This is a genomic window from Tardiphaga sp. 862_B3_N4_1, assembly GCF_051811085.1.
Lineage (GTDB): Bacteria > Pseudomonadota > Alphaproteobacteria > Rhizobiales > Xanthobacteraceae > Tardiphaga > Tardiphaga robiniae.
The window spans coordinates 986,467-1,002,537 of record NZ_JBPWQB010000002.1; the positions used below are offsets into that span (position 1 = coordinate 986,467).

The following is a 16,071-nucleotide window of genomic DNA, read 5'->3' on the forward strand; positions in this document are numbered from 1 at the left end:
GTGTCATGGAGCGCATCTGGCTCAAACAATATCCGGCAGGCGTGCCAGCCGACATCGACGTCAGCCTGTATCCGTCGCTGGTCGATCTGCTCGAAGAGAGCTTTGCCAAATTCCGCGATCGCAAAGCCTTCATCTGCATGGATAAGTCGATCACCTATCGTGAGCTCGACGAAATGTCCCTGGCGCTCGGCGCCTATCTGCAGAGCAAGGGCCTCGCCAAGGGCGCCCGTGTCGCGCTGATGATGCCGAACGTGCTGCAATATCCGATCGCCACCTCCGCGGTGCTGCGCGCCGGCTATGCCGTGGTCAACGTCAACCCGCTCTACACGCCGCGCGAGCTCGAGCATCAGCTCAAGGATTCCGGCGCCGAAGCCATCATCGTGCTGGAGAACTTCGCCTCTACCGTGCAGCAGGTGATCGCCAAGACCAATGTGAAGCACGTCATCCTTGGCAGCATGGGCGACATGCTCGGCTTCAAGGGCGTGATCGTCAATCTCGTGGTCCGGCGGGTAAAGAAAATGGTGCCGGCTTATGAATTGCCGGGCGCCGTCTGGTTCAACGATGCAGTCTCCGCCGGCCGCAGCATGAAGATGAAGAAGCCGGTGCTCGGGCCTGACGACGTCGCTTTCCTGCAATATACCGGCGGCACCACCGGCGTTTCCAAGGGCGCGACGCTGCGCCATCGCAACATCCTGGCCAATGTGCTGCAGAACGATGCCTGGCTGCAGCCGGCGCTGCGCAAGCCGCCGCATGTGGACCAGCTTTTCATCGTCTGTGCGCTGCCGCTCTATCATATCTTCGCACTGACGGCTTGCTTCCTGCTGGCCGTGCGCGCCGGCGGCGTCAACCTCCTGATCCCGAACCCGCGCGACATGCCGGGCTTCGTGAAGGAGCTGATGAAGTATCAGGTCAACAGCTTCCCGGCCGTCAACACGCTCTATAACGGCCTGCTGAATACGCCCGGTTTTGACCAGGTCGATTTCTCCAAGCTGAAGATTTCCAACGGCGGCGGCATGGCGGTGCAGAAGGCGGTGGCCGAGCGCTGGCTGAAGACGACCGGCTGCTTCGTCGCCGAAGGCTACGGACTGTCGGAAACCTCGCCGACGCTGACCTGCAACCCGGCCGATGTCGATCAGTTCAACGGCTCCATCGGCGTGCCGGTGCCATCGACCTACATCTCGATCCGCGACGACGACGGCAACGAAGTGCCGCTCGGCGAGCCCGGCGAGATTTGCGCCAAGGGTCCGCAGATCATGTCGGGCTACTGGAACCGGCCCGACGAGACCGCCAAGGTGATGACCGCGGACGGTTTCTTCCGCACCGGCGATATAGGCATCATGAGCCCCGATGGCTTCACCAAGATCGTTGATCGCAAGAAGGACATGGTGCTGGTTTCGGGCTTCAACGTCTATCCGAACGAGGTCGAGGACGTCATCGCCAGCCATCCCGGCGTGCTGGAATGCGCCGTGATCGGCGTGCCCGATCCGAAGACCACCGAGGCGGTGAAGGCCTTCGTCGTCAAGAAGGACCCGAACGTCACCGCCGAGGACATCATCAAATTCTGCGGCACCCAGCTCACCAATTACAAGGTGCCGAAACAGATCGAATTCCGCACCGCTTTGCCGAAGACCAATGTCGGCAAGATCCTGCGCCGCGAACTCCGCGACGAGAAGAAGCAGGCCTCAGCGGCCTGACACACTGCTATAGGGTGGGCCCGCTTTCGCATGGCCCACCCTATGGATTTCAGCATGACTGCAACGACTCCCGCCGACATCATCGCCTTCTGGACAGACGCCGGCTGGGACCGCTGGTACGCCAAGAACGACGATTTCGATGCCGAGATCACCCGCCGCTTTCGCGCGCTGTGGGATGAGGCCGTCGCAGGCAACCTTGCGTCATGGGAGGCCAGTGACGAGGGCACGCTCGCTTTGATCCTCGTGCTTGACCAGTTTCCCCGCAACATGTTCCGCAACGATGCGCGGGCCTTTTCCAGCGATCGCCTCGCTTGCGAGCTCACGATCAGGGCCGTCGCGCGCGGCGTCGATCAGCGCGTCGACCAGCAGATGCAGCAGTTCGTCTATATGCCGCTGATGCATTCGGAAGACCTCGTCGATCAGGAGCGCTGCTGCGCACTGTTTCGCGCCACCGGCGAGACCGACAATCTGAAATTCGCCGACGAGCACGCCGACATCATCCGGCGCTTCGGCCGTTTCCCCCACCGTAACCGGGTGCTGGGGCGCAACACCACTGCGGAGGAACAGGCGTTTCTGGATGCCGGCGGCTTCGGCGGGTAGAATTGGCCTCCGACCCTCTTCGTCATTGCGAGGAGCGAAGCGACGCGGCAATCCTGTCTTCCCTTGTTGCTTTCTGGATTGCTTCGCTACGCTCGCAATGACGAAGATGAGAAGCCCCTGCCTTGCCTTTGAGCGCCCCTCAATATTGCCCGCGTCATGCAGCCGGTCTAAACACACTCACCCTTACTTTCAGGAGAGATCGACGATGACCATTCAAGTTGGCGACAAGCTGCCCGAGTCCAAGCTCCGTGTCATGACCTCCGAAGGTCCGGCCGTGAAGACCACCGACGACATCTTCAAGGGCAAGAAAGTGGCGCTGTTCGCGGTGCCCGGCGCCTATACCGGCACCTGCCACAAAATGCATCTGCCGAGCATCTTCCTCAACGCCTATGCCATCAAGGACAAGGGCGTCGACACCATCGCGATCATCTCCGTCAACGATGTGTTCGTGATGAACGCCTGGAAGAAAGATACCGATCTGCGCGACGAAGCGGTGTTCCTCGCCGACGGCAATGCCGACTTCACCAAGGCGATCGGTATGGAGCTCGACGCATCGGGCAACGGCCTCGGCATCCGCTCGCATCGCTATTCGATGCTGGTGGAAGACGGCAACGTGACCAAGCTCAACCTCGAGCCGGCACCGGGCAAGGTCGAAGTCTCCGGCGGCGACACCCTGCTCGGCCAGCTGTGAGCTAAAGCCCTCTTACTTCCCCTCTCCCCCAGCGCAGCGAAGCTGCGCGCCGCGGGAGAGGGTGGATCGAACACGCGAAGCGGGTTCGAGACGGGAGAGGGTTTGAGCGCGGGGATGCAGCCCCCTCTCCCGCCTTCGCTTCGCGAAGGCACCCTCCCCCACGAGGGGGGAGGGGAAAAGAGAGCCCGCTTCTACCGGCCCCGGTTCTCCGCCAGCCCATCCCGCGACAGCTGATCGGCACGCTCATTCTCCGCGTGGCCGGCATGGCCCTTGACCCAGTGCCAGCGCACATCATGGGTCTTCAGCGCGGCGTCGAGGCGCTGCCACAGGTCGACATTCTTCACCGGCTTCTTGTCCGACGTCTTCCAGCCGTTTTTCTTCCAGCCGTGAATCCAGCTCATGATGCCGTTGCGCAGATACTGGCTGTCGGTGTGCAGATCCACCGAACACGGCTTCTTCAGCGCTTCCAGCGCCGAGATCGCCGCCATCAGCTCCATGCGGTTGTTGGTGGTGTGCGCCTCGCCGCCCTTCAATTCCTTCTCGGCATCGCCGAAACGAAGGATCGCGCCCCAGCCGCCGGGACCGGGATTTCCCGAACAGGCGCCGTCGGTATAGATCGTCACAGGCGTCGCAGTGGTCACGCGGGCTGCCTCGCCACTTCGACGCCGTAGTCGGCCATCGACGTCACCGACTGGTGGAAGCGCAGCTTGCGGACATACTCGACCGGATCCTTCGGCTTCACGAAGGCGCCTTCCGGCACATTGAGGAAATCCACCAGACGCGTGAGCAAGAAACGGATCGACGCGCCGCGTGCCAGCAGCGGAAACGCCGCGCGCTCGGCACTGGTCAACGGACGCACCGCCTCATAGGCATTGAGGAAAGCGCGCGCCTTGGTGGCATTGAACGACAGATCCGGCTCGAAGCACCAGGCGTTCAGGCAGATCGCCACGTCGTAGGCCAGCATGTCATTGCAGGCGAACGGGAAGTCGATCAGGCCGGAGAGCTTGTCGCCAAGAAAGAACACGTTGTCCGGAAACAGATCCGCATGGATCACGCCTTCCGGCAGATCGGTTGGCCAATGCGCGGCAAGATAGTCGAGTTCGGTCTGCAGGAAAGCGCGCAGCCCGGGCTGAACCGTATCGGCACGCGGCGCCGCGAGGTCGAGCAAACCGCGCCAACCATCGACCGACAGATTGTTCTTGCGCACCAACGGGAAATCGCGCCCGGCGACATGCATCTTCGCCAGCGCTTCGCCGACACCGGCGCAATGCATCGCGTTGGGACGACGCGGCCACATGCCTTCGAGGAAGTTGATGATCGCGGCGGGCCGGCCGGCGAGCGATGCATAGACCGCACCGTCGCGATTCTTCTGCGGCTGCGGGCAATTCACGCCACGCGCGCAGAGATGCGCCATCAGACCGAGGAAGTAAGGCAGGTCATCCGCTTCGACGCGCTTCTCATAGAGCGTGAGGATATACGCGCCCTTGGAGGTGTGCATCAGGAAGTTGGAATTCTCGACGCCTTCGGCGATGCCCTTGTAGGAGAGCAATTCGCCGACATCGTAGCTCTTCAGGAAATCCGCGAGATCATCGGCGGCAACATCGGTATAGACCGCCATCGCGGTTACGCCGCGGCCTCGGGACGCAACGAACGCGGCAGCGGGAAGAATTCGTTTTCTTCAGCAGCCGACACCGTCTCCACATGCAGCTCATAACGCTGCGCGAAGGCATCCATGATTTCTTCGACGATCACTTCCGGCGCCGAGGCGCCCGCGGTGATGCCGAGGCTGGTGATGCCCTCGAACATGCTCCAGTCGAGATCGCTCGCGCGCTGTGCCAGCACCGAGACGCGACATCCCTCGCGCTCGGCCACTTCGCGCAGACGCTGCGAGTTCGACGAGTTCGGCGCACCGACAACGATCAGCGCATCGACCACCGGCGCCACCTTCTTCACGGCAAGCTGGCGGTTGGTGGTGGCGTAGCAGATGTCTTCCTTGTGCGGCCCGTTGATCGTGGGGAAGCGGCTCTTCAGCACTTCGACGATCTCGGCGGTGTCGTCGATCGACAGCGTCGTCTGGGTCACGAAAGCGAGATTGTTCGGATCCTTCGGCTGGAAGGTCTGGGCGTCTCCAGCGGTCTCGATGAGCTGCACAGCGCCAGGCGGCAGCTGGCCGACGGTGCCGACCACTTCCGGGTGATGCGAATGCCCGATCAGCAGGATCTCACGGCCGCGCTTGAAGTGGATCGCCGCCTCGCGGTGCACCTTGGTCACCAGCGGGCAGGTCGCGTCCAGCGAGAAGAAATTGCGCTGACGGGCATCCTCGGGAACCGATTTCGGCACGCCATGGGCGGAAAATACTACCGGCGCGGAGGTGTTGTCCGGGATTTCGGCGAGTTCCTCGACGAAAATCGCGCCCTTGGTCTTGAGGCTGTCCACCACATACTTGTTATGGACGATCTCATGCCGGACATAGACAGGCGCGCCATGGATGGCGAGTGCGCGTTCGACCGTATCGATCGCCCGGACGACGCCTGCGCAGAAGCCACGCGGCGAACAAAGAACGATTTTCAGGGACGGTTTGGTCGTCATATCGGGGCGATCCAGGGGCCTGGGCACCAAAATGGCAGGTGCGATGGGTCAGATTGGCAAAATTCAGCCAAAGAGCTTGTCTGAATAAGGACTTGGGGCCGGTTTGCGGCGCTGTCAAGGCCGAACTGCCGGGCATTGCGCGGTTGCCCTCTGACAGATTATATAGAGCCTTAATTCCCGTCATCACCGATGACCAGACGGCTTCGCCTCCGAAAGAGGTGGGCGAAGCGCAAAGGAGATGTGCCATGAGCAATGCCCCGCTGATGCCAAAGGCGACGGCCGTGTGGCTGGTCGACAATACGGCGCTGACCTTCGATCAGGTCGCCGATTTCACCAAGATGCACCCGCTCGAGATCCGCGCCATTGCCGACGGCGACGCCGCCCAGGGCATCAAGGGCATGGACCCGATTTCCAACGGGCAGCTGACCCGCGATGAGATCGAAAAGGGCGAGAAGGACAAGAATTATCGGCTCAAGCTCGAAGAGAGCAAGGTGATCCTGCCGCCAGCCGCCAAGAAGAAGGGCCCGCGCTACACCCCGGTGTCGCGCCGTCATGAGCGCCCGAGCGCGATCCTGTGGCTGGTGCGTAACCATGCCGAGCTGAAAGACAGCCAGATCATGCGGCTGGTCGGCACCACCAAGACCACCATCGCCTCGATCCGCGACCGCACCCACTGGAATGCTTCGACCCTGACCCCTATGGATCCGGTGACCCTCGGCCTGTGCTCGCAGATCGAACTCGATTTCGAGGTGCAGCGCGCGGCCAAGGAAAAGCCGACCGACCAGGCTTACGGCGGCGCGACCCTACTGCCGGCCTCGGAAACCACCCGCAAGGATGAGCTGGAGACCGCCGAGAGCGGCAGCGGCGACCTCAATGTCGACGCCGTGTTCGCCAAGCTGAAGGGCATCGGCGGCAGCAAGAAGCAGGACGACGACGAATAAGCGCCTGCGCTGCGCGCAGATGCGCGGCGGCAAGGACAGAATTGAAAACGCGGCGGTTCATCCCGCCGCGTTTTTTTTGTTTCAGGTGATGCGCCGCCCGCTCACGCCAGCGGGCGACGGATGCTGACATTGATGCTGCCGTCATCGTCATATGCCACCAGCTTGCCGATGAAATTCGAGAACGACGTGGCGACTTCGATGAAGCAGCCCTGTCTGTCGATCATGTAAGCGAGGACGTCGTCGGCATTCTCCAGGTTCACGCCTGCATCAGCCAGTTCGCTGACGTCCGGGATGACCTCGTGATCGACGAAGTAGATCTTACCCTTCGCCTTACCCTTGTAGATTTCGACGATCGGATCGCCGCCGTGACTTTCCGCCACCGGATAGCAGAAGGCACGGAAGGCCTTGTCCCAGAGATCGGCATCGGCGAGGAACACGCGCAGGTCGTTGTATTCGAAGCCGGTGTCGAGACCGCGGAGGTAGCGCACCGAATCGAATGTCTCGACGCCATCGGCCAGCGGGCTGGCTGTGTCGAGATCGAAATAGAAGCCGTTATGCGCTTTCAGAAACGCCGTATAATCGGACGAGAATTCGATGCCCTGCTCCGCGGCAAAGGCCGCTATGGCTTTGTCCATCACCGGCTTGAATGTCATCGCATCGGGATAGTCTTCGAACCTGAACTCGTTCGCCATCATGTACTCCGCTTATGCGTTAGGGATCCCGCCTGAGCGGTGCCTTCCTTGGTGCTGCAGAGGTAAGGCAAGGTTCATGGCCGCGCCCGACGCATAATCTTCACTTTCCAAACGCCATCGAATCCTGCGACATCGCGCATGGACGGCAACGCATGGAGTGGCGACGATGGCATCTCTCTGGCTTGGTCTGATGCGCTTGCTGGCCGGCTTCCGCCGCGGCCTGCGCGATCCCGAATTTCGCGCGATCCTGTTCCTGCTGGCCATCGCCATGACCGGCGGCACGATCTTCTTCCGCATTGTCGAGCACTGGCGATGGATCGACGCCGCCTATTTCAGTGTGATGGCCCTGACCACGGTTGGCGACGCCACGCTGTCGCCGACCACGGCCATCGCCAAGATCTTCACGATGCTGTTCTCGATCTGTGGCATCGGACTGATGCTGGCGTTCCTGTCACGGCTCTCGACGTTCCGAGAGCGATATGATGACAGAAAGCGTGAGAAGTAATCCTCACGCCTTCTTCAGAAATTCCGTGCGCAGCACCAGGCCCTTGACCTTGTCGGTGCGGCCTTCGATCTCGTCTTCGTTGTCGGTGAGATGGATGTTCTTGATCACGGTGCCGCGCTTGAGCACGGTGGACGAGCCTTTCAGCTTGAGGTCCTTGATCAGCGTGACGGTATCGCCTTCGGCGAGCAGCGCGCCGTTCGAATCCCTGACCTTGATATCCATGATGCGTCCTTTGCGGGGGTGCCTGTCTTCCCCTTTCCCCGCGCAGCGAAGCTGCGCAAGGCGGGAGCTGGCGGACGAATTCGTCCGCCATGGTGGATCGAACACGCGAAGCGGGTTCGAGACGGGAGAGGGGGTGGTGCAAAACACGCCCCCTCTCCCGCCTTCGCTTCGCTCAGGCACCCTCTCCCACAAGGGGAGAGGGGAAGCAAGAAATACCAGGGATCAGAACTTGTAGGTGATGCCGGTGCCGACCAGCCATGGATCGAGCTTGACCTGACCGGTGATCGCCGCGCCGCTGGCCAGCGTGCCTTCCCAATCCGGGCGCATCCACATCTTCTTCACGTCGACGTTCCAGCCCCAATGCTTGTCGATCATGTAGTCGAAGCCGAACTGCAGCACCGGCGCCGCGGTGTCTTTCAGACGGCTGCTGGTTACGCCCACACCGCTCGCACTCTGGCTGAAGAACCAGGTGTAATTCACACCGGCGCCGATATAGGGCTTGAAGGCGCCGAACTGCGTGAAGTGATACTGGAAGGTCAGCGTCGGCGGCAGCAGCCACGCCTTGCCGACATCGAGGCCGGCGATGGCGCCGTCGCCGGTGACGTGGTGCTTGGTGACGCCAAGGATCAGTTCGGCTGCGAGGTTCGGCGTGAAGAAATATGAGATGTCGAGTTCGGGAACAACCTGATCGGAGGTCTTCAGGCTGGAGCCCGGCACCTGGTGAACCGTACCGCCATTCTCCGGAATGACGCCGAGCACACGCAGGCGGATCATCCAGGGATTCCACGCCTCGACCAACGGCGCCTTGGTGTACGGCGTCGCGGCCGGAAGATCGGCGGCCCCTGCCGTTGTCGCCATGCTGGTCATCGCCGTTGCCGCCATCAGCAACGACACGGTCGTCAGAATTCTCTTCATCGCGAAGTGCCCTGTCTTTCGATTCGTTCGGGGTGAACGATCTCACCCGATCAAATCCGAAAGACGCTCGCTGCGGCGCTCACACGTTGATCTCAATCAAAAGCAAACGACCGCACAGCGTCTCGCTGCGCGGTCGTTGCCTTTGGGAGACACAATTTTGCGGAATATCAATCGCCGGTGTTACGGCCGGTTCGGATTGTTCAGCATGTATTCGCCGAGATTGCGCTGCGCGCGGTCGGCACGATTGATGGCATTGCTGCGCTGAACGTCGCGGTCCTTGCGGCAGGCCGCATATTCCGGCGAGCCGACAACGACACCATTGGCGCGGCAGATCGCGTCATCGTCATCGCCAAGGCTCGACATCGGAACATCGGTGCGGCGCGCGCAGGCGCTGAGCAGCATTGCTGTCAGCGTCAGCGCGATGAGAGAGGTCGAGGTCAGTCGCATGCATGGTTCCTGTCACGTGAGTGACGCCGTGTTTAGCGCGAAATGCGGGATTTGTAAGGTCTGCTCAGACCCTGCCCTTCAGCGCCGCACCGATTTCGTCCAGTGACTTCGGATCCTCGATGGTCGCGGGCATGGTCCAGCTGTCACCGTCCGCGATCTTCTTGATGGTACCGCGCAGGATTTTGCCGGACCGCGTCTTCGGCAGGCGACCGACAGCGATGGCGAGCTTGAAGGCCGCGACGGGGCCGAGCTTGTCGCGCACCAGCGCGACCACTTCCTTCTCGATGTCAGCAACCGGCCGTGCAACGCCGGCCTTCAGCACAAGGAAGCCACAGGGCACCTCGCCCTTTATGGTATCCTTGATGCCCAGCACGGCGCATTCGGCGACGTCGGGATGCGAGGCCAGAATCTCTTCCATGCCGCCGGTCGAGAGCCTGTGGCCGGCGACATTGATGATGTCGTCGGTGCGGCCCATCACATAGACATAGCCGTCTTCATCCAGGTATCCGGCGTCGGACGTTTTGTAGTAGCCGGGGAATTCGTTGAAATAGGCTTCCTTGCAGCGCGCGTCCTGCTCCCACAATGTCGGCAGACAGGCCGGCGGCATCGGCAGCTTGATCACGATGGAGCCCATGGTGCCGGCGGGCAGCGGCTTCGATGCTTCATCGACGACCTCGATCTTGTAGCCGGGCATCGGCACCGTCGGCGAACCATGCTTCACCGGCAACTGGCCAAGGCCCACCGGATTGCCGGCGATGCACCAGCCGGTCTCGGTCTGCCACCAGTGATCGATCACCGGCACCTTCAGTTGTTTCTCGGCCCAGTCTACCGTCGGTGGATCGGCGCGCTCGCCGGCCAGGAACAGCGTGCGGAAATGCGAGAGATCATATTTGCGAATGAAACTGCCGTCCGGATCGTCCTTGCGGATGGCGCGGAAGGCGGTCGGCGCCGTGAAGAAAGCAACGGCCTTGTGTTCGGAGATGACACGCCAGAACGCGCCGGCATCGGGCGTGCCGACCGGCTTGCCCTCATACATGATTGAGGTCGCACCATGGAACAGCGGCGCATAAACGATGTAGCTATGGCCGACCACCCAGCCGATGTCGGAGCCGCACCACCAGACTTCGCCCGGCTTCACGCCGTAGAGATTCCACATCGACCATGCGAGCGCGACGGCATGACCGCCATTGTCGCGCACCACGCCCTTCGGTTTTCCGGTCGTGCCGGACGTATAGAGGATATAGAGCGGATCCGTCGCCAGCACCGGTACGCACTCCGCAGACTTCTTCGCCGCCATCGCCTTGCTGCGCAATTCGGCCCAGTCGTGATCGCGGCTGGCCACCAGATCGCAGCCATGCTGCGGCCGCTGCAGGATGATGCAGCCATCCGGCTTCGCACTGGCGAGCGTGATCGCTTCATCCAGCAGCGGCTTGTATTGCACGATGCGGCCGGGCTCGATGCCGCAGCTCGCCGACAGGATCAGTTTCGGCCGCGCATCGTCGATGCGTGTCGCGAGCTCCTTCGCCGCGAAACCGCCGAACACCACCGAATGTACCGCGCCGATGCGCGCACAGGCGAGCATGGCGACCACAGCCTCAGGCACCATCGGCATATAGAGGATGATGCGATCGCCCTTCCCGACGCCGTGATCCTGCAGGATGGCGCCGAGCACCTGCACCTCATGCAGCATCTCTGCATAGGTGAATTTCCGGACCTCACCCGTCAGCGGCGAGTCGTGGATCAGCGCGACCTGATCGGCGCGGCCACCGGCGACATGGCGATCCAGCGCGTTGTAGCAGGTATTGAGCACGCCGCCGACAAACCAGCGGCCGTAGAGACCCACAGACGGATCGAACACCTTCTTCGCTGGCGCAATCCAGTCGATCGCCTTCGCGGCTTCGCTCCAGAAACCTTCCGGATCAGACAGCGACTGCGCGTGGACATCGTGATAGCGGCTGGATGCGTTGGTCGTCATGGCGTCTCTCCCGCCCCGGCTTTACCGCCGGAGTTCATTGTCTCGTCATTGTCACGGGATGACAGGCTATTTCAAGGGTGCCTTTGGTTGTGGCTTGACCGACATCTCCACGCCGATCCGCTCGATCTCCTGCGCCAGCGCCTTGTAGTTGGCACGCGCCACCTCGAATTGCGGATCGAGCTTGATCGCAGCGCCAAAATCGCGGACGGCGCGCGGCCGATCACCTTTCTTGCGCCAGAGTTCGCCGCGCGCATTGAACAGAACGGCCTGCGTCGGATCGAGCCGCAGCGCCGCATCGTAATCGGCGATGGCACGATCGGTCTCATCCTTGCGGGTGTAGACGCCGGCGCGCGCAATCAACGCTTTCAGCCGGTCGGCCCGCTCGGTCTTTTCGTTGTCGATCAGCGTGCTGCAAACTGCGAGAATCTTCTCGTCATCACCTAACGCAACAGCTGCCACGCACAACGCGGAATCGACGGGCGCGGTGGCTGCGGGTTCGTTGACCGCCGGCCATGCCCTGTCGGGAGCCACGCAACATAATACGAGCAGGACGCCGATGACGCGCGGCACGCTGCCAACATATGAATTGCGAAAAGTCATTGTCTATCGCGTGCTCGCATCGGCGGATGGATGCAATCCGATCGCCGGCCTGCGCGCCGCCACCCGATATTTCTCAAGCTGCTTGCGATGTCGCAAAGCGATATCCAGCGTTGAATCGATCTGAACGGCTGCGTCGAAATCAGCCAGAGCGCGCGCAGGGTCGCCCTTGTCGCGCCAGGCGACGCCGCGATTGTTGTAGGCCATCGCCAGCTCCGGCTGAAGCTGCAGCGCCGTCGTGTAGTCGGTGATAGCACGGTCATACGCGCCGCTGAGACTGAAGGAGTTTCCGCGATTCACGAAGTAGCTCGCCTTCGGCTCCAGCCGGATCGCCGCGTCGAAATCCGCAATCGCGCGGCCATAGGCATTGTTGCGCGCATAGGACTGACCGCGCGCATCGTAATGTTCCGCACTCGGCTCCAGGCGAATGATGTCGCTCTGGTCGTCGATCACCAGATCGAAGCGCTTGACCTTGGCATAGGCGGCGGCCCGCTCAACGAGGCTTTGCACCCGATTGGGATCGAGGCGGACTGCCTCGGTGTAATCGCGAACGGCCAATCGATTTTCGTGCATCGATGCGAAGGTCGCGGCGCGGCTCGCAAATAATTGGGCCTCGTTCGGCCGCAGCCTAATCGCGCGGTCGAAGTCATCAAGCGCACGGTCAAACTTCTTGCCGGCCGCAAGCGCCTTGCCGCGGGCTTCGAGCGCTGCAGCCGAGAGGGGATCGAGCTGAACCGCCAGATCGCCATCCGCAACGGCGAGGTCGACCTGTTCCAGCCTGAGTTGCAGCCCGGCACGCACGATCAGGGCATGAACGCGGTCCGGCGATGCCGCCGTCGAGCCGATCACCAGGCCGCAGATGCCAAGCATCTGCTCAGGCGGCAAGGTGTCGTCATTCGCGCAGGTGGCAGCGGCCTCGGCCGCGCCCTGCGCCCGGACGGCCGCATGGGGCAGCGATGCTGCCGCGAGAGCGGCGCACAGAACCAACGTCCGAAACGAATGACCCATGAAAGCCCCAGCAAGCCAGCCGGACCACTCTACCTGATCAGCCCCCGCTCCCGATAGTAGCGCAACGCGCCGGGATGCAGCGGCACCGGGCTTTTGCTCACGGCGGTCGCCAGCCGGATCTCGTGGCCAGCGCGGTGGGCAATGGCGAGTTCGTCGAGGCCGCCGAACAGGCGCTTGGTCATCTGATAGACGAGGTCGTCGGACACCGCGCTGCTCGTGACCAGATAATTCATGACCGATGCGGTCCGCACGGGTTTGTCCTGGCTGATATACGTCCTGGCCGGAATGGTGTCCGGCTTGAACGGCGCGCCGATCTTTCTGACCATCGCGGGCGGCACCGGCACGATGACGATATCCGTGGCCTCGCTGAGTTCCTTGATCGATGTCACGCCGAGACCCGCAGACTGCAGCGTAGCATCGAGCTTCTTCTCGATCATCATGGTGGTGGATTCAGCAAAGGAGAAATACCTGATCTCGCCGAGATTCTCGTAGCGCAGCCCCGCAGCGCCCAGAATGGCGCGGGCGTTCAACTCGGTGCCCGACCTCCGCTCGCCGACCGAGAGGCTCCTGCCCTTGAGATCGCTCAGCGTCCTGATGCCGCTCTCCTTGGTGGCAACGATCTGGATGTAATTCGGATAGAGCGCGCCGATCACCCGCAACCGGTCCTGCTTGCCGTCGAAGCCCGCCGTGGCATTGCCGGCCCAGGCGTCCTTCAGGGCGTCGCCGAGCGCAAAACCCACTTGCCCGGTGCCTTGCTGCAGCCGCGAGAGATTCTCGACCGAACCGTCGGTTGTCTGCACCTGAACTTTCGCGCCGGGAATATCCGCATAGATCATCGCAATCGAGACGCCGAGCGGAAAATAGATGCCGGACGTATTGCCAGTCAGCAGCGTAATCGACGGCTCGGCGCGTGCCGCTGCGCTGCACATGACGACTACAGTCGTCATGGCCGCTATCAGACGCTTCCTCATACTCATTTTATTCCTGTCGTTCAGGCCGCGAAGGTGAACCGCAGCCCTCATGCGGTCAACGGCGTCGCAATAGCGAACGCCGTTGCCGCGACGAAAGTTTCACCGGTAAGCCCTTGCGCCAGCCGGGTAAAACGGCATGAATGCGCCGCACTCAGAATAATAAGGCCGGCAAAGCCGGCTGCGGGAAATATCCCGGGGGATGAAACATGGCTGACCAGAAATCAAACACGAGCGATGACACCGTTGCCATCTCCGACGAGGCTTTGGCAAAGGCTGAAGCCTTCATCGAAGCCGATGAAGGCGCAACAAATCGCCTGTTGGGCTGGGCCGGAACGATCTCCACCGGCATCGCCGTGGTGATGAGCCTGTTTCATCTCTATGCCGCCTACGCGATCGTGCCGACGCAGGAGTTGCGCTATGTCCACGTCGCCTTCACGCTGATCCTCAGCTTCCTGCTATTCCCCGTCGCAGCGCGCTTCCGCAATCGCGTGCGCTGGTGGGACATCGTGCCGGGCATCGTCGCCATCGGCACCATTGCCTATGCACTGTGGGGCGGCGACGATTTCACCGACCGCGCCACACTGCCGGATCATATGGACGTCATCGTCGGTATCGTCTTCATCGTGCTGCTGCTGGAAGCGACGCGCCGTACCACGGGCCTGATCATGCCGGTCGTGTCCGTTTTCTTCATTGCCTATGCGATGCTCGGTCCGCATCTGCCGGCGCCATGGACCCATCGCGGCTATGACCTGCCGCGTCTCGTCGGCCATCTCTTCATCACCCTGGAGGGCATCTTCGGCGTCGCGGTGGACGTGTCAGCCACGCTGATCATATTGTTCACGATCTATGGCGCCTTCCTGTCGATGTCCGGCGCCGGCAAATTCTTCATCGATTTCTCGCTATCATTGATGGGGAACAAGTCGAACGCCGCTGGCCGCACCGTGGTGCTGTCCTCGTTCCTGCTCGGCGGGCCTTCCGGCTCCGGCGTCGCTACCACGGTGATGATCGGCACCGTCGCCGCCCCGATGCTGGCCAAGGCCGGTTTCGAGAAGAACGCTGCCGGCGGCTTGCTGGCCGCGGGTGGGCTCGGCGCGATCCTGTCGCCGCCGGTGCTCGGCGCCGCCGCGTTCCTGATCGCCGAATTCCTCAAGATCAGCTATCTCGACGTGATCTGGATGGCGACCATCCCGACCTGTCTCTACTACCTGTCGCTGCTGATCATGGTGGAGATCGACGCGAAGCGGTTCGGCGCCCACAATGTCAATGTCAGGCCTGAGCTCAGCCTCGGCGTGATGATGAAGCGTTACGGGTTCCACTTCATCTCTCTGCTCGCCGTCGTCGTCTTCATGATCATCGGCTACTCGCCGTCACTGTCGGTGTTCTACGCCACGCTCGTCACCTTCGTGCTCAGTTTCCTGCGCAAGGATACCGCGCTGGTGCCGAAGAAACTGGTGAAGGCGCTGGCCGATGGCTCGATCGGCGCGCTCAATGCTGCGACGACCTGCGCCTGCGCCGGCATCGTGGTCGGCGTCGTCACGCTCACCGGCCTCGGCCTGAAATTCTCGTCGATCGTGATTTCCTATGCGGGCGGCAGCCTGCTGCTGACGGCGATCTATACGGCGCTGATCGTCTGGATCATCGGCCTCGCCGTGCCCGTGACCGCGTCCTACATCATCTGCGCGGTGATCGCAGCACCTGCGCTGATCAAGCTCGGCGTGCCCGATTACGCCGCCCACATGTTCATCTTCTATTACGCGGTGCTGTCGGAAGTCTCGCCACCCACCGCGCTGTCGCCCTTCGCGGCGGCGGCCATCACCGGCGGCGATCCCTACAAGACCACGCTGCAATCGTGGAAATACACGCTGCCGGCCTTCCTGGTGCCATTCGTCTTCGTCTGCGACCCGCAGGGCGTCGGCCTGCTGCTGAACATTCCGAAGGGCGGCTCGTGGGTGGACATCGTCGAGATCACCTTCAAGACCACGCTGGGACTGCTGGCACTCGCCGCCGTCGCGCAGAACTGGGCACTGCGACAAAATACACCGATCGAGCGCGGCCTGCTTCTGCTATCGGGATTGCTGCTGGTGTTCCCGAGCCTGATCGAGGCGATCATCGAATCGATCATCGGTCGCGACATCAGCTACACATTCGTGCCTGGCCTCATCATCGGCCTCGGCGTGCTGCTCTGGCAGGCAAGGACGAGGACGCAACCGGCGCCGGCATGACC

The 16,071-nt window shown here is 62.1% G+C and carries 17 protein-coding genes; 6 read left to right on the forward strand and 11 right to left on the reverse strand.

All coding sequences use genetic code 11. The features are described 5' to 3' along the window. The first annotated feature begins 5 nt into the window (after positions 1–5). From AB8B02_RS21930 to AB8B02_RS21940, 3 genes are all read left to right on the forward strand, one after another. A complete protein-coding gene (locus AB8B02_RS21930; protein ID WP_315844052.1) occupies positions 6–1,694 on the forward strand; it encodes a long-chain fatty acid--CoA ligase in 1,689 nt (562 codons plus the stop codon). 54 nt (positions 1,695–1,748) lie between these two features. Continuing rightward, complete coding sequence (locus tag AB8B02_RS21935) at positions 1,749–2,294, forward strand: DUF924 family protein (RefSeq protein ID WP_439065149.1); 546 nt, start codon at positions 1,749–1,751, stop codon at positions 2,292–2,294. A 205-nt stretch (positions 2,295–2,499) separates the two neighbouring features. Further along, positions 2,500–2,985, forward strand: a complete 486-nt coding sequence (locus AB8B02_RS21940; RefSeq protein WP_439065150.1) for a peroxiredoxin — start codon at positions 2,500–2,502, stop codon at positions 2,983–2,985. Positions 2,986–3,176: 191 nt separating this feature from the next. Here the strand turns inward: AB8B02_RS21940 and rnhA are convergent, their stop codons facing one another. From rnhA to ispH, 3 genes are read right to left on the reverse strand one after another with little or no spacing between them, the layout of a single operon-like run. After that, on the reverse strand, positions 3,177–3,626 hold the full coding sequence (gene rnhA / locus AB8B02_RS21945; protein ID WP_089267674.1) for a ribonuclease HI: 450 nt from the start codon (positions 3,624–3,626) through the stop codon (positions 3,177–3,179). After that, entirely contained in the window at positions 3,623–4,603 is a 981-nt protein-coding gene (locus AB8B02_RS21950; protein WP_439065151.1) for a homoserine kinase, read from the reverse strand. Before AB8B02_RS21950 ends, rnhA begins: the two co-directional genes overlap by 4 nt. A gap of 5 nt (positions 4,604–4,608) precedes the next feature. Beyond that, on the reverse strand, positions 4,609–5,574 hold the full coding sequence (ispH, locus tag AB8B02_RS21955) for a 4-hydroxy-3-methylbut-2-enyl diphosphate reductase (RefSeq protein ID WP_089267676.1): 966 nt from the start codon (positions 5,572–5,574) through the stop codon (positions 4,609–4,611). A gap of 245 nt (positions 5,575–5,819) precedes the next feature. Here ispH and AB8B02_RS21960 point away from each other — a divergent pair, with 245 nt between their 5' ends. After that, a complete protein-coding gene (locus AB8B02_RS21960; protein WP_089267677.1) occupies positions 5,820–6,515 on the forward strand; it encodes a DUF1013 domain-containing protein in 696 nt (231 codons plus the stop codon). A gap of 101 nt (positions 6,516–6,616) precedes the next feature. On the opposite strand, the gene AB8B02_RS21965 is transcribed toward AB8B02_RS21960, so the two are convergent. Then, a complete protein-coding gene (locus AB8B02_RS21965) occupies positions 6,617–7,207 on the reverse strand; it encodes an SMI1/KNR4 family protein (RefSeq protein ID WP_439065152.1) in 591 nt (196 codons plus the stop codon). Positions 7,208–7,373: 166 nt separating this feature from the next. On the opposite strand from AB8B02_RS21965, the gene AB8B02_RS21970 reads away from it, so the two are divergent. Beyond that, a complete protein-coding gene (locus AB8B02_RS21970) occupies positions 7,374–7,712 on the forward strand; it encodes a potassium channel family protein (protein WP_184512154.1) in 339 nt (112 codons plus the stop codon). Positions 7,713–7,715: 3 nt separating this feature from the next. Here the strand turns inward: AB8B02_RS21970 and AB8B02_RS21975 are convergent, their stop codons facing one another. The 7 genes from AB8B02_RS21975 to AB8B02_RS22005 form a co-directional block, all read right to left on the reverse strand. After that, entirely contained in the window at positions 7,716–7,934 is a 219-nt protein-coding gene (locus AB8B02_RS21975; RefSeq protein ID WP_011665834.1) for an alkylphosphonate utilization protein, read from the reverse strand. 222 nt (positions 7,935–8,156) lie between these two features. Next, a complete protein-coding gene (locus tag AB8B02_RS21980) occupies positions 8,157–8,849 on the reverse strand; it encodes an OmpW/AlkL family protein (RefSeq protein WP_439065153.1) in 693 nt (230 codons plus the stop codon). Positions 8,850–9,029: 180 nt separating this feature from the next. Continuing rightward, positions 9,030–9,296: a hypothetical protein gene (locus tag AB8B02_RS21985; RefSeq protein ID WP_439065154.1), complete on the reverse strand. Its 267-nt coding sequence runs from the start codon at positions 9,294–9,296 to the stop codon at positions 9,030–9,032. 64 nt (positions 9,297–9,360) lie between these two features. After that, entirely contained in the window at positions 9,361–11,271 is a 1,911-nt protein-coding gene (locus AB8B02_RS21990) for a propionyl-CoA synthetase (RefSeq protein ID WP_439065155.1), read from the reverse strand. A 66-nt stretch (positions 11,272–11,337) separates the two neighbouring features. Next, complete coding sequence (locus AB8B02_RS21995) at positions 11,338–11,871, reverse strand: tetratricopeptide repeat protein (RefSeq protein WP_439065156.1); 534 nt, start codon at positions 11,869–11,871, stop codon at positions 11,338–11,340. Positions 11,872–11,874: 3 nt separating this feature from the next. Then, complete coding sequence (locus tag AB8B02_RS22000; protein WP_439065157.1) at positions 11,875–12,876, reverse strand: tetratricopeptide repeat protein; 1,002 nt, start codon at positions 12,874–12,876, stop codon at positions 11,875–11,877. 29 nt (positions 12,877–12,905) lie between these two features. After that, complete coding sequence (locus tag AB8B02_RS22005) at positions 12,906–13,847, reverse strand: TAXI family TRAP transporter solute-binding subunit (protein ID WP_439065158.1); 942 nt, start codon at positions 13,845–13,847, stop codon at positions 12,906–12,908. 206 nt (positions 13,848–14,053) lie between these two features. Between AB8B02_RS22005 and AB8B02_RS22010 the strand changes: the two genes are divergently transcribed. After that, the gene (locus tag AB8B02_RS22010) at positions 14,054–16,069 is read left to right on the forward strand and encodes a TRAP transporter permease (protein WP_093757458.1); all 2,016 of its coding nucleotides are present in this window, start codon (positions 14,054–14,056) and stop codon (positions 16,067–16,069) included. The last annotated feature ends 2 nt before the right edge of the window (positions 16,070–16,071 follow it).